The sequence below is a fragment of the Amycolatopsis sp. NPDC049868 genome (assembly GCF_044461365.1).
Classification (GTDB): Bacteria; Actinomycetota; Actinomycetes; order Mycobacteriales; family Pseudonocardiaceae; genus Amycolatopsis.
The window spans coordinates 1415875-1429686 of sequence record NZ_JBITKV010000001.1 but is presented as its reverse complement, the minus strand read 5'-3'; the positions used below and the strand labels follow the sequence as shown (position 1 = coordinate 1429686).

Genomic DNA, 13812 nt, shown 5'->3' with positions numbered 1-13812 from the left:
ACCAGTATGAGGAGTCGCCGGTGCTCACTCGACCGTTCGCGGACGCGATCGCCGAAGCCGAGAAGGTCATCGCGGAGGCGCCGCATATCCGCACCGAACAGGATCTGGTCGAGGGGTACGACTACCTCGCCGGCAGCATCCGCGCGTCCCTGCAGATGGCGTGGGCCTACGAACGGGACTACCCGTTCTTCACCCAGTCCACCGGGCCGTACACGAAGATGGGCCTGGACAACCCGGACACGTTGTACTTCAACGCGAACATCCGCGAGGACCGCGAGTACGTCGTCACCGGGACGCGGGGGAGCACGGCCGACGTCAGTTTCCAGGTCCTCAACGGCGACTACTCGCCCGTCGAGGTGCCGGACAGCCTCGCCGCCTTCGACGACCGTGAGATCGAGATCGCCGACGACGGCTCGTTCGAACTCCGCTTCGGTCCGGCTAGAACCGATCCCGGCCCTAATTACTTCGTTCTCGGCCCGGGTTCGTCGATGCTCGTGGTACGCGAGGTCTACAGCGACTGGGCCACCGAACGCCGCGGCACGATCCAGATCCAGTGCGCAGACACGGCGGGCGGCGCGCCCGCGCCGCTCACCCGCGACGGGCTGGCCAAGCGTTACGGCGTCGCCGGCAAGATCCTGCTGAGCAGGCTGCGCACCTTCCTCGCCTTCCCGAAGTGGTTCTACCTGAACCTGCCGGTGAACACGATGACCGAGCCGCGCCCCACACCAGGCGGGCTGACCACGCAGTACTCGTCGGCGGGGCACTACGAACTCGGCGACGAAGAGGTCATGATCGTGACCGTGCCGCGTTCGGACGCGCCCTATCAGGGCATTCAGCTCGGCAGCGTCTGGTACCTCTCGCTCGACTACATCAACCATCAGACGAGCCTCACCGCTGACCAGGCGCGGGTCGACCCGGACGGCAAGATCCGCTTCGTGATCAGCGAACGCGATCCTGGCCTGGCCAACTGGCTCGAACGCACCGGACACGACCGCGGGTACGTCCAGATCCGCTGGCAGCGCCTCTCCCGTGCGCTGGGCGAAGCCGACGGTCCCGAGGTCGAGGTGGTGAAATTCGGCGAACTCGCCGACCGGTTGCCGTTTCACGACGAGGCGCGCGTGACCCCGCGCGAATGGGCGGACCGGATCTCGGCCCGTCAGAACGCCGTCGCGGCGAGGATGCTGGGATGACGGATCTCTTGCGGGAGAAGGTGGTCGTGGTCTCCGGCGTCGGCCCGGGACTCGGCCGGTCCATCGCCACCCGGTGTGCCGCGGCGGGCGCCGACGTCGTCCTCGCCGCCCGCACCGAATCGCGGCTCGCCGAGGTCGCGAAGGAGATCGACGCGCTCGGCCGCCGCGCGATCACCGTGCCCACCGATATCACCGACGACGCTTCGGCCACGAATCTCACCGAGGCGGCCTTGAAGGCGTTCGGCCGGGTGGACGCCTTGGTGAACAACGCTTTCGCCATCCCGCCCATCATGGATCTCGCCGACGTCGACCTGGCCGACGTGCGGGCGGGGTTCGAGACCAATGTGCTCGCCGCCCTCCGGCTCACACGACTGTTCACGCCCGCGCTCGCGGAGAGTCGCGGTTCGGTCGTGATGATCAATTCGGCCGTACTGCGGCATTCCCGGCGAACGTTCGGTGCGTACAAGATGGCGAAGGCGAGCCTGCTCGCGCTCGCGCAGAGCCTCGCTTCGGAACTCGGGCCGCGGGGGATCCGGGTCAATTCCGTCGCACCCGGCTACATCTGGGCGGACTCGCTGAAGTGGTACTTCGCTTATCTGGCCAAAGAACGCGGCGTGCCGCCCGAGCAGGTGTACGCCGAGACGGCGGAGACGATCGACCTGCGCCGCCTGCCGGAGCCGGACGAGATCGCCGACACCGTTGTGTTCCTCGCCTCGTCGCTCGCCCGGTGCGTCACCGGCCAATGTCTCGACGTCAACGCCGGTGAATATCACCACTGAGCCTGTTGGCGGAGCTGCAGAAGGATTCGAAAGGCGACTAAACGCGTGAACCCGCCCCGGCCGAAGGCCCCGCTATCGCGGTGGCAGGGCGCCTTGTCCGCCATCGTGAGGTAGATGACCAGGCAGCGCCCTGCCGACGTCGATCGCGGATGCGGGTTCACCAAAAGATACTGAAGGGGAGAACATGCTGCCAGGGCGGGAAAACGTCGGCACCGTGGAAGATCTGCACGCGTCGGCGGCGAAGCTCACCGGGTTGGACGACTTCGGCGGCGAAGACCACCTCGAAGGTCTCGGCGTGCTGCTGGATTCGTATGCCGGCGAGGCGGGCTTGACCCCGTACGGCAACAAGATCCATCGCGCGTTCCTGCGCGGGGCTTTGGTGGCGAGGTCGTTGAGCGAGGCCTCGTGGAAGCAGAACCCGGAGTACGCGGAGGCTCCTGTCGAGCGGCCCATCTTCGTCACCGGCCTGCCGCGCACGGGGACCACGGCGCTGCACCGGCTGCTCACCGAGGACCCGGCGCACCAGGGACTGGAGGTCTGGCTGACCGAGGTGCCGCAACCGCGGCCGCCGCGCGAGACGTGGGCGGAAAACCCGGTCTTCCAAGGGATCCAGGCGGGCTACGAGAAGCATCATGTCGAGCATCCCGAGTTCATGGGGCTGCACCACATGTCCGCCGACCAGGTCGAGGAATGCTGGCAACTGCTGCGGCAGTCCCTGAAATCGGTGTCCTACGAATGCCTCGCGCACGTGCCGTCGTACTCGCGCTGGCTGGACGGGCAGAGCTGGACCGACGCCTATCGCAGGCACCGGCGCAACCTTCAGCTCATCGGTCTTCCCGACGCCGGACGCCGCTGGGTGCTCAAGAACCCGAGCCACCTCTTCGCGCTCGACGCGCTGCTGGAGGTGTACCCGGACGCGCTGATCGTCCAGACCCATCGCGCGCCGAGCACGATCGTCGCGTCGGTGTGCAGCCTGAACGAACAGGCTTCGGAGGGCTGGTCCGATGTCTTCCGCGGCGACGTGATCGGCCGCAGCCAGCTGGATCTCTGGGCGCGGGGTGCGGAAAAGTCGCTGGAGGCGAGGAAACGGCATGATCCGGCGCAGTTCTGCGACGTCCGGTACGAGGATTTCGTCGCCGACCCGATCGGCACGGTCGAGGGCGTCTACCGGCATTTCGGCCTGCCGCTGAGCGACGCCGCGCGGGACGCGATGACCGTCGTCCACGCCGAAAGCCGTTCCGGGGAAAGGAAACCCGTGCACCGGTACGACCTCGCGGACTTCGGGCTCACCGCAGGCGAGGTCGACGAACGCTTCTCGGCCTACCGCGCCGCCTACGACCTCTGACCTGCAGACGGTCAGAAGCCCGCGACGCGCTGGGAAGGCAGGCCGCGGGTCGTGATCCCGCGCAGGACCTCGACGCGGTCCGAACCCGGCCGCCCGAGCACCCAGCTGGACCCGGGGACCTCCTTGGCCTGTTTCTTTAGCGGCGCCAGGAGCCGGGAAGCGTCCTTGTAGGACCGGATGGCGCCGTTCCCGCACACCAGGGTCGCCAGCGAGACCGTCACCGGGAGACCGTCGGCCGACCACGGTGTGTCCAGCAGCGCGGCGGCGACCGTGCCGATCTCGTCGACGTCGCAGGCGATCAGGAAGTCGTCCCCGCCCACATGGCTGACCCGCATCCGGCGCAGGCGGGTCTCCAGATCGGTGAGCGTCCGGCCGAGCGCGCGGATCAGATCGTCGCCCGCGGCGAACCCGGCGGTGTCGTTGACCGTCTTGAACGAGTCGACGTCCAGCCAGGCCGCGACGAACGGCTCCCGGGCGTTGATCCGGCGGTCGACGTCCCTGGCGACCGCGTCGCTGCCGGGCAGGCGGGTCAGCGGGCTCAGCGAGACCGCCTCCTCGACCTTCGCCTCCGCGACCCCGCGGACGACCTCGTTCACCAGCACCACGCCGACGCACCGGCCGCGGTCGTCGACCACGACGACGTCGTCGCCGGTCCGGCCCCAGTCCGCGTCGGTGACCAGTTCGAGGAATTCGAGCGCGCTCGCGTCGGCGTGGATCGTGTGCGGCCGGTCGGCGAGCCGCGATGCCGGCCGTTTGGCATGCAGGGCATGGCCGTACAACCCGGTGACCGCGACCAGGAACCGGGTCCGGTCGATCGACCACTGTGGACGGTGGCGGTCGTCGATGCCGACGATCCCGCTCGGCCCGTCGGCGGCGGCCAGCACCTCGCGTACGTCGTCACAGGTCGCCGCCTCGGGCAGCGTCGTCGCGGGCCGGAGGAAGTCGCCGACGCGGCGGGCGCGGGCGGTGCCGGGGATGAAGGGCCCCGGCGCGTCCGGCGCGGGCAGCGGCGAGTGGTCGCCGTCCGGCGGGGCGAGCAGGTTGCCCTGCGCGATCCGCACCCCGAGCCGCCGGGCGGACTCCAGCTGCTCCGTGGTCTCGAGCCCGGTCGCGACCAGGCGGTTGTCGGTGCGCGACGCGAAGTGCAGCACCGCTTCGACCACCGCGACGGCGGCCGGGTCGTGCGGCAGGCCCCGCAGCACGCTGCGATCCAGCTTCACCAGGTCGACGGGTGCCGAAGCGAGCAGTGTCAGCGGGAGGTCGCCGCGGCCGAGGCCGTCGAGCGCGAGCCGGAAGCCGAGTTCGGTGAGCCGCCGCATACCGGTCAGCAGCAGGTCGGCGGGGATCTGCGTGAACGGCGGCCCGATCTCGAGCACCACGTCCCTGGTCCGGCGGCCCACCGTGCTGAGCGCGTCGGTCAGCGGGTCGAACTGTGACGGCGGCGCCGCCACCGTCCGCGCGGACAGGTTCAGGTGCAGGGGGAGGGCGGCCTGCGGTTCGCGCAGCTGCCGGACGGCCTCGGCGGCCAGCCCGACGTCGACCTCGGCCAGCCTGCCGTTGCGCCGGGCGTCGGCGAGCAGCTCGTGGGCGGTCCCACGGCCCGGCCGCGCCAGTGCTTCGAACGCGACGACGCCTCCGGTGTGCAGGCTGTACAACGGCTGGTAAGCGAAGCGGACAGCGATCTGCAACGTCACAAGCGCATATTCGCCGGTGACGGCGCGAAACAAAATACGTGTCAACTGATGTTCATCGCGAAGGCACCTGGGTTACCTAGAACGGCGTAACGCACGCCACCCGATCAGGTGTTTTCTTACTTGCCACGGTGACTTTCGGAAAAGTGCCGACATCGCTTCAGTAGTACCCGAAACATCTTCGCGACCGCTGGTGAAAGCGCGCTGGAGCTGCGTGGGCAACGTGAAGAACAAATCGAAGAACACCGGGACCAGTTCGGGCGGCATCCCGCACAGCGCGCGCAATCCATGCCGTCGCAATGCGTGCACGGTGCGTGCCGAGGACGGCCATAACGCTCCGTGCGCGGCCGACGCCACTGCGGCAGGGCCTCGATCCCATGCCCGGGCAACCGCGTCCGCGACCGGCTCCGCGAGCCGCACCGACGTCGCGACGCTGTACCCGGTCGCCGGATGCACCAACGCTCCGGCGGCCCCGAACGGCACCGTCCGGCCGCGCCGGGGCACGGGCAGGTCGAGCACGATCCGCACGCGTTCCTCGCGTCCGCGTGACGTCAGGCCGACGGCCAGGAGCCGGGCACGCAGCCGCGCCGCGAGGACGTCCGGCGGCAGCCCGGGTCTGCGGGCGAGCGAGGTCTCCTCGACGAGGACGGTGCCGTCGCCGAGCGGCAGTACATAGAGGAATCCGGACTCCGTGTTCCGCCAGTCCATGAACACGGCGGTGTCCGGGCGGTCGGCCAGCCGCAGCGCGTCCTCGGCGGGGAGGACGACGCCGAAGGCCGTCTGTTCGTACCGGTCGCCTCGCGGCAGGGGGCCGGTGGCGTCGACATACAGACCTGTCGCGAGGGTCCGTCCGTCCTCCAGGCGCACCGAGGACCCCTGCCGTCCATGGTCCACGCCGGACACCGTCCCGGCGACGACGTCGTAACCCTCGTCCAGCCACCGGCGCAGGCCGTCGTTGTCCACCACCAGGTACCGCCGGTCGAGGACGTGCGGTCCGGTCCCGAAGGCGAGCGTGGCCGAGGGCTCGCACGCGACGGCGCTCCCGGGCAGCGTGGGCAGTTCGTCGGCCCACAGCCCGTAGGTCGCCCGCCAGCGTCTGTCCGGCGCCGGGTCGATCAGGACCGTCGCCAGGCCGCGCCGGGCGCAGGCCCGCGCGAGCGCCCGGCCCGCCGGGCCGCCGCCCGCGATCACCACGTCCGCCACCTGCGTATCTCATCATGCGGCCACGACGGATACGGTGTTGCGCATGGAACAGACGGACCCGAGGACGTGGCGGCGCGATCCGGCGAGCGAGAGCGCCGGGTTCACCGACCTCGCCACGAGCCCGTTCCGGATCGACAGGGACCGGATCGCCGCGTCGCCCTTCTTCGCGCGGCTCGGCGGTGTGACGCAGGTGGTCAGTGCCGGCGGTTCCGGGCTCCTGCACAACCGGCTCACCCACAGCCTCAAGGTCGCGCAGGTCGCCCGCGCGATCGCCGAGCGGATCAATTCCACCAGCGATTCCGCCGAACTGGCCGCGAAACTGGGCGGCTGCGACCCGGACGTCGCCGAGGCCGCGTCGCTCGCGCACGATCTCGGGCATCCGCCGTTCGGGCATCTCGGCGAGCAGACCCTGGACCGGATCGCCCGGCACCGGTTCGGCCTCGCCGACGGTTTCGAAGGCAACGCGCAGTCGTTCCGGATCATCACCACCACCGACGTGCGCGGCCCGTCCGCCTCTGGACTGGACCTCACCACGGCGGTGCGCGCCGCGGTGCTGAAGTACCCGTGGGCGCGGTTGCACGTGCCGGATCCGCATCCGACCTCGATGGCCGTGCAGCCACGCGGCGCGGGCGAACCGGCCGACGCCCCCGGCACCGGCGCGAGCAAGTTCTCCGCCTACAGCACCGAACTCGACGACTTCACCCAGGCGCGGGCCCCGTTCGACGGCCGGATCGAATCCTGGCAGCAGACGGTCGAAGCGTCCGTGATGGACACCGCCGACGACATCGCGTACGCCATCCACGATCTCCAGGACTTCCACCGGATCGGTGTCCTGCAGCACGCTCCGGTCGCCGCCGAGTTCACCGGCTGGGTCGACCACGCGGTGGAACTGGCCGCGCTGGACGACGCGACCTTGACCGCCGAACGGCGGCTGCCCGGCCGTTCGCTGGAACGGCTGCGCCGCCGGATGCACGCCAAGGACGGGTGGATCGTCGACGACGACGCCTTCACCAGCGCCGTCGTCCGTGTGCGCGCCGAACTCGTCGACGGCTTGCTCGCCACCGGGTTCGACGGTTCCATCGAAGCCGAACAGGCCACTGCCGCCTTCTCCGCGAAATGGACCGCGCGGCTCGTCGACGGCGTCCAGATGGTGGCGTCGCCCTCCGCCCGGACAGGGCATCTCACGCTGCGGCCCGCTCAGTGGCACGAGGTGCAGGTGCTGAAATTCGTGCACCGGCGGTTCGTCCTGCTGCGCCCGGAACTCGCGCTGCACCAACGCGGACAGGCGAGCCTGGTGACCACCCTGGTCGACGCGCTCGACGCGTGGCTGCTCGACCGCGACGAGTTCTACCGGCTCCCGCGGCGGCTGCACGATCTGGTCGAACTGGCGCAGGCCGAGTTCTCCGCACTGGCGCGGACTTCGCCGGAACTGCTCGTCGGGGCGACCGGGGAACCGGTCACCGGTGCCGACGCCGTACGAGGCCTGGCGCGAGGGCGGGCGGTCGTCGATTTCGTGGCGTCGTTGACGGACAAACAAGCGGTGACCCTTTTGGACGGCTTGTCGGGCCGTGCTTCGCAGCCTTGGTCGGACTCTTTCGTCCTGTAGTGCCTGTTGGGCGGAGCCGGGATCTTGTCCGGGAAGTGACCGTACGCGTGAACCCGCCCCGGCCGAAGGCCCCGCTATCGCGGTGGCAGGGCACCGTCCGCACCCAGCGCGACTTGGAAGACCGGTCATGCCCTGCCGACGTCGATCGCGGACGCGGGTTCACCAGAGGAGACCGAGCCGCGCGATTACCCTGAACGGCCCACGACCTGCGGCCGAATCCGGAAATTCTCCATCCGACGTCACCCGAACGGCTCCTGCCGCCGGTGCGCGCCCGGTACTTAGCTTGATCCAGCCGGTGATCGCCGGCGTCGGTCAGCGTGAGTCGGGGCACGCGCCTAGGAATCGGAGGCGCACGTGCGTCCAACCCGTTCTAGTAGGAGAAGAAGAACGATCCTGACCGCGGGCACCGCGGCCCTCGTCACCGCGCTCGGCCTGGTGAGCCCGCCCGTCGTGGCGGCGGAAGGCGGGGCCTCCCCGGACGCGTTCTCGGAGAACACCGTCCGGCAGATCGAGGCCCTGCAATCGATCAAGAAGAGTCAGAACGCCGGTGAGTCCAAAGTGGACAGCCGACTGCTCGTCGAACAGAAACTCCGCGCGCAGCGGATGTCGGCTTCCGCGGTTCCCGCACTGGGGTCTGGGGCGAATGTCTCCGCGGCCGGCACCGTACTCGTGGACATCCGGGGCCAGGTCTCGGAAGAACTCCTCAAAGGACTGCGTGAATCCGGTGCGGGGATCCGCGCGGTCTCCGAGCGGTACGGCAGTGTCCGCGCCGAGGTGCCGCTGAACGCGGTCCCGGCGATCGCGGCCCGAGCCGACGTCAAGAAGGTCGAGACCGCCAACGAGGCGTTCACCGCCCGCCAGCTCGCCGAGCCCGCCACCGCGGGCAAGCGGGAAAGCAAGGAAGAGAAGGCCGCACGGATCGCGGACGAGCTGAAGAAGGCCGTCGAGGCCAAGGGACAGGCCGGTATCGCGGCCGGGCCGATCAACAGCGAAGGCGACCGCGCGCACAACGCCGACACCGCGCGCCAGCAGTTCGGCGTCACCGGCGTGGGCACCAAGATCTGCGCACTGTCCGACGGGATCGACTCGCTCGCGACCTCACAGGCGCGCGGCGAACTCCCGGCGGGCGTCGACGTGATCCCCGGCCAGGAAGGCGACGGCGACGAGGGCACCGCGATGCTCGAGATCATCCACGATCTCGCGCCGAACGCGGCACTCGGTTTCGCCAGCGCGTTCAACTCCGATGCCAGTTTCGCCGACAACATCCGCAAGCTGCGCTTCGACGCGCACTGCGACGTCATCGTCGACGACGTCCTGTACTTCAAGGAATCCCCGTTCCAGGACTGGATCATCGCCCAGGCCGTGAACGACGTGACCGCGAACGGCGCGCTGTACTTCTCCTCGGCCGGTAACGAGGGCAACGTCACCGACGGCACTTCGGGCCACTGGGAAGGCGACTTCGTCGACTCCGGCAAGAGCGTCGGCAAATACGCCGGTACCGCGCACAACTTCGCCGGTGCCGCGGGCAACCAGGTCTTCCAGCCGCTTTCGAGCGCGTCGGGCCGGGTGCCGGTCACGTTGTTCTGGTCCGACCCGCTGGGCCGTTCGAACAACGACTACGACCTGTACCTGCTGAACGCGGCGGGCAACGTCGTCGACTTCAGCCAGGACGTCCAGACCGGTACCCAGGACCCGTACGAGCGGGTGGACACCACGGGCGTCGCCGGACTGCGGCTGGCCATCGTCAAGTTCTCCGGTGAGGGCCGCTACCTTTCGCTGTCCGCGCTGCGCGGCCGGTTCACCGATTCGGCCGACGGTCTCAAGGCCTACACCAAGCCCGGCGTGACCGTGGGCCACTCGGCCGCGCGGGACGCGTTCAGCGTCGCGGCGGCCCCGGCGGCCAAGGCGTTCCCCCGTGCCCTCGAACCGGGCGACCCGGCCAACCCGGCGGGCCCGTTCCCGGCCGCGTTCGGCGCGACCTCGAAGGTCGAACGGTTCACTTCGGACGGTCCGCGGCGAATGTTCTACCAGGCCGACGGCACACCGATCACCCCGGGCAACGTGTCCGGGACCGGTGGTGAGGTCCGCGCCAAGCCGGATATCACCGCGGCCGACGGCGTCTCCACCAGCGTCACCGGCTTCACCACGTTCTACGGCACGTCGGCCGCCGCGCCGCACGCCGCCGCGATCGCGGGCCTGGTGCTCTCGGGCAACCCGGGGCTGCCCCCGGCCGAGGTGCGCGAGGCGCTGATCAACACCGCCGTCGACATCCTGGCCCCCGGCCGCGACAACTCCAGCGGCGCGGGTGTCGTCCTCGCCGACAAGGTGCTCGCCTACACCGGTGCCAGCCCGCAGCCGCTCGCGTCCGCAGGCCGGCCGACGGTCACCCCGGCCGACGGTGGTTCCGCGCTCGACCCGGGCGACACCGCGAAGGTGACGCTGCCGGTGACCAACCGCGGCGACGGCACCGCGACGTCCACCAGCGTCGTGCTCTCCAGCCCGACCCCCGGGGTCACGGTGGCGCCGCGGTCGAAGTCGTACGGCACGATCAGCCCCGGGCAGACGGGCGTGAACGACTTCACCATCACCGTTCCCGCCACGCAGGAACTGGGGGTGCCGGTGGTGCTGAACGCGCGGGTGACCTTCGCGGGTTCGTACTCGCCGACCACCTCCACGTTCTCGCTGCCGGTCGGTACGCCGTCGCCGGTGACGCGGGACTTCGCCTACGCCGGTGACGCGGTGGCGATCCCGGACAGCGATCCGACCGGCGTGACCGTGCCGATCACGGTGAGCGGCGTCGGACGCGCGTCGAAGCTGACGTTCTCGGTGGACGGCGCGACCTGCAACACCGACGAGACCTCGACGACCGTGGGCATCAACCACTCGTACGTCGGTGACCTGGTCGGCACGCTGACGTCGCCCGCGGGCGCGAAGGCGACCGTGTTCCAGCGCAGCGGCGGCTCGGGCAACAACCTGTGCCAGGTCGTCTTCGCCGACAACGCGGCCGCCGCGTTCAGCTCGGTGAGCGCGGCGAACGCCCCGTTCACCGGCACCTACCGGCCGACGCAGGCGCTCGGCGGCCTGACCACCGGTGCGGCGGCCGACGGCACGTGGAAGTTCACCGCGGTCGACGCCGCCGGTGGTGACACCGGGTCGATCCGCTCGATCTCCTTGCACATCAACGGTTTCGTGCAACCTGGCGTGGCCGAGCGGCCCGCGAGCGTCGGGAAGTCGGTGGGGCGCGGGCCGGTGAAGCCGGTCTAGTCCTCTGGTCATGCGCGTGAAGGCCCCCTTCCCTCGGCTCAGCCGAGGGAAGGGGGCCTTCACGCGCGTTGGGCTTGAGCACGCGAGTGCGGGGTTGCCGATCCGGCCGGGCCCCGTACGTTGGACCCATGGCGAGGGAGCGGCAGGTGGCGGGCGGGGGCCGGGCGGTCGAGGTCGCCCCGGATCGCCTCGAAGGCTGGTACGCCCGCTTCGCCGTCCGCAACGAAGGCGTCCGTTCGACGGAACTGAAGCCGGACACCGTCACGGTCGTCGCCGTCAACGGCGTCGTCGCCGTCGCGACCGTCCCTTTCGGACCACTGCGGGCGGAAGGAACGATGGCCGGACTGGCCGTCGGCCCGCTCGTCGAGCACGCGCTGATCTCGCGGAGGATCGCGCTCCTGCTGGTGCGCCGCGGCGGGCACAGCGTCGGGATCGCGCGCGGGGGAGTGGTCGTCCAGTCCAGGACGGACCGGCACCTCGTCCAAGGCCGGTCCGCGGCGGGCGGCTGGTCGCAGCAGCGGTTCGCGCGGCGGCGGGAAGGGCAGGCCCGTACGGCGCTCCGCTCCGCCGCGGACGACGCCTTCGAGGTTCTCGTCCCTCAACTGTCCGAAGTGGACGCTGTCGTGCTCGGCGGTGACCGCCGGGCCCTGGAGACCCTGCGCGAGAACAGGCGGCTGGCGCCGTTGTTCCAGCGTGCCGAGCCCCGTGTTCTCGACATCCCCGAACCGCGCCGGACGGTGCTCGAAGACGCGGCGGAACGGGCCGTCGCGGTCGAAATCACCCTCGCCGGGCCGTGACGTCGGGCACGGTCCGATAAAACCGGTCGACACCGGCCCGTACACTGGTCCCGTGGACATCCTCTTGGAGTAGCTCCTCGCCGGCCGTGGGCCGGCGAGTCGAAGCTGTCCGCTCATCCACCCCTTGTACCGGGAGTTCCCGTGATCACGGCCTCTGGCCTGCAGCTGCGCGCTGGTTCGCGCATCCTGCTCGACGACACCAACGTCCGCATCCAGCAGGGCGACCGTATCGGCCTGGTCGGCCGCAACGGCGCCGGCAAGACCACCTCGCTCAAGGTGCTGGCGGGGGAGGGCGAGCCGTACGCGGGCGAGGTCCGCCGCAGCGGCGAGCTCGGCTATCTCCCGCAGGACCCGCGCGAGGGCGACCTGTCCGTCACCGCGAAGGACCGTGTGCTCTCCGCGCGCGGCCTCGACTCCTTGCTGCGCAACATGGAAAAAGCGCAGAACGCGATGTCGGAGCTGGTGGACGAGAAGGAACGCGACAAGGCGGTCAACCGCTACAGCCGCCTCGAAGAGCGCTTCGCCTCCCTCGGTGGTTACGCCGCCGAGAGTGAGGCCGCGCGGATCTGTTCCAACCTCGGCCTCGCCGACCGGGTGCTCGCGCAGACGCTGCAGACGCTTTCGGGTGGTCAGCGCCGCCGCGTGGAGCTGGCCCGCATCCTGTTCGCCGCCGCCGAAGCGGGCGCGGGCGGAAAATCCGAGACGATCCTGCTGCTCGACGAGCCCACCAACCACCTCGACGCCGACTCCATCAACTGGCTTCGAGGATTCCTGAAGCAGCACGACGGCGGTCTCGTGGTCATCAGCCACGACGTCGAACTGCTCGCGGACGTGGTCAACAAGGTGTGGTTCCTCGACGCGACCCGCGGCGAGCTCGACCTCTACAACATGGGCTGGCAACGTTATCTCGACGCGCGCGCCACCGACGAGAAGCGCCGCCGCCGCGAACGCGCGAACGCCGAGAAGAAGGCGTCCGCGCTGCAGCAGCAGGCCGCCAAACTGGGCGCCAAGGCGACGAAGGCCGTGGCCGCCAAGAACATGGCCCGCCGCGCCGAGCAGATGCTGTCCGCGCTCGACGAGACCCGTCAGGCCGACAAGGTCGCCCGGATCAAGTTCCCCGAGCCCGCCCCATGCGGCCGGACCCCGCTCACCGCGGAGGGGCTCTCGAAGTCCTACGGATCGCTCGAGATCTTCACCGGTGTCGACCTCGCCATCGACCGTGGCTCGAAGGTCGTCGTGCTCGGATTGAACGGTGCCGGAAAGACGACTTTGCTCCGGCTGCTCGGCGGAATGGAAACTCCGGATACCGGCGAGACCATTCCAGGTCACGGATTGCGTTTGGGCTATTACGCACAGGAACATGAAACGCTCGACCATGATGCTTCCGTGTGGGAAAATATCCGTCATCTCGCGCCGGACACCGGAGCGCAGGAGTTGCGGAACCTCCTCGGCTCGTTCCTGTTCACCGGCGAGCAGCTCGATCAGCCGGCGGGCACACTCTCCGGCGGCGAGAAGACGCGGCTCGCGCTCGCCGGTCTGGTGTCCAGCGCTGCCAACGTTTTGCTGCTCGACGAGCCGACCAACAACCTGGACCCGGCCAGCCGTGCCCAGGTCCTGGACGCCTTGCGCAGCTTCGCCGGAGCGGTCGTCCTGGTGACGCACGACCCGGGCGCGGTCGAGGCGCTGGAGCCGGAACGCGTGATCCTGCTGCCGGACGGAACAGAGGATCATTGGTCGGCTGATTATCTGGAACTTGTCCAGCTTGCGTGAGGTCTGCGTCCGTTCGGGTGCTTGATCGATGCCATCCGGCCACTGAAATGGCCCAATGTGATCGCGGTTTCAGCAGTTTTGCGCTCGTCGTCTGGCATTCCGGCGCTCAGTGTTCGATCATTGCGGCGACAGGGGCCGTTATGTGGCCCAGAACACTCTCGGCGGGA

General features: G+C 69.7%; 9 protein-coding genes. 7 read left to right on the top strand and 2 right to left on the bottom strand.

Annotated features, from left to right (window positions below; translation table 11 throughout):
- The first annotated feature begins 20 nt into the window (after nucleotides 1-20).
- From ACIBTM_RS06795 to ACIBTM_RS06785, 3 genes are all read left to right on the top strand, one after another.
- Nucleotides 21-1190 carry a hypothetical protein gene (locus tag ACIBTM_RS06795; RefSeq protein WP_395875569.1) on the top strand — a complete coding sequence of 390 codons (1170 nt, stop codon included), beginning with the start codon at nucleotides 21-23 and terminating at the stop codon, nucleotides 1188-1190.
- Nucleotides 1187-1969: an SDR family oxidoreductase gene (locus ACIBTM_RS06790; RefSeq protein WP_395875568.1), complete on the top strand. Its 783-nt coding sequence runs from the start codon at nucleotides 1187-1189 to the stop codon at nucleotides 1967-1969. The genes ACIBTM_RS06795 and ACIBTM_RS06790 overlap by 4 nt, the downstream gene beginning before the upstream one ends.
- Nucleotides 1970-2153: 184 nt before the next feature.
- A complete protein-coding gene (locus ACIBTM_RS06785; protein WP_395875567.1) occupies nucleotides 2154-3314 on the top strand; it encodes a sulfotransferase family protein in 1161 nt (386 codons plus the stop codon).
- A gap of 11 nt (nucleotides 3315-3325) precedes the next feature.
- On the opposite strand, the gene ACIBTM_RS06780 is transcribed toward ACIBTM_RS06785, so the two are convergent.
- A complete protein-coding gene (locus ACIBTM_RS06780) occupies nucleotides 3326-5008 on the bottom strand; it encodes an EAL domain-containing protein (RefSeq protein ID WP_395875566.1) in 1683 nt (560 codons plus the stop codon).
- 72 nt (nucleotides 5009-5080) lie between these two features.
- A complete protein-coding gene (locus ACIBTM_RS06775) occupies nucleotides 5081-6208 on the bottom strand; it encodes a lycopene cyclase family protein (RefSeq protein ID WP_395875565.1) in 1128 nt (375 codons plus the stop codon).
- Between the two features lie 43 nt (nucleotides 6209-6251).
- Between ACIBTM_RS06775 and ACIBTM_RS06770 the strand changes: the two genes are divergently transcribed.
- The 4 genes from ACIBTM_RS06770 to ACIBTM_RS06755 all read left to right on the top strand — a co-directional run bounded on the left by ACIBTM_RS06770 (nucleotide 6252) and on the right by ACIBTM_RS06755 (nucleotide 13645).
- Nucleotides 6252-7814: a deoxyguanosinetriphosphate triphosphohydrolase family protein gene (locus ACIBTM_RS06770; RefSeq protein ID WP_395875564.1), complete on the top strand. Its 1563-nt coding sequence runs from the start codon at nucleotides 6252-6254 to the stop codon at nucleotides 7812-7814.
- 390 nt (nucleotides 7815-8204) lie between these two features.
- Nucleotides 8205-11078 (top strand): S8 family serine peptidase, encoded by a 2874-nt coding sequence (locus ACIBTM_RS06765; RefSeq protein ID WP_395875809.1) that lies wholly within the window; start codon nucleotides 8205-8207, stop codon nucleotides 11076-11078.
- Nucleotides 11079-11206: 128 nt separating this feature from the next.
- Complete coding sequence (locus ACIBTM_RS06760) at nucleotides 11207-11875, top strand: acVLRF1 family peptidyl-tRNA hydrolase (protein WP_395875563.1); 669 nt, start codon at nucleotides 11207-11209, stop codon at nucleotides 11873-11875.
- Nucleotides 11876-12016: 141 nt separating this feature from the next.
- A complete protein-coding gene (locus ACIBTM_RS06755; protein WP_038515461.1) occupies nucleotides 12017-13645 on the top strand; it encodes an ABC-F family ATP-binding cassette domain-containing protein in 1629 nt (542 codons plus the stop codon).
- Nucleotides 13646-13812 lie beyond the last annotated feature (167 nt).

What these genes read in the sequence shown, in the direction of transcription:
- ACIBTM_RS06790 (WP_395875568.1), top strand. Translation starts at nt 1,187, where the DNA reads ATGACGGATCTCTTGCGGGAGAAGGTGGTCGTGGTCTCCGGCGTCGGC.
- ACIBTM_RS06785 (WP_395875567.1), top strand. Translation starts at nt 2,154, where the DNA reads ATGCTGCCAGGGCGGGAAAACGTCGGCACCGTGGAAGATCTGCACGCG.
- ACIBTM_RS06770 (WP_395875564.1), top strand. Translation starts at nt 6,252, where the DNA reads ATGGAACAGACGGACCCGAGGACGTGGCGGCGCGATCCGGCGAGCGAG.
- ACIBTM_RS06760 (WP_395875563.1), top strand. Translation starts at nt 11,207, where the DNA reads ATGGCGAGGGAGCGGCAGGTGGCGGGCGGGGGCCGGGCGGTCGAGGTC.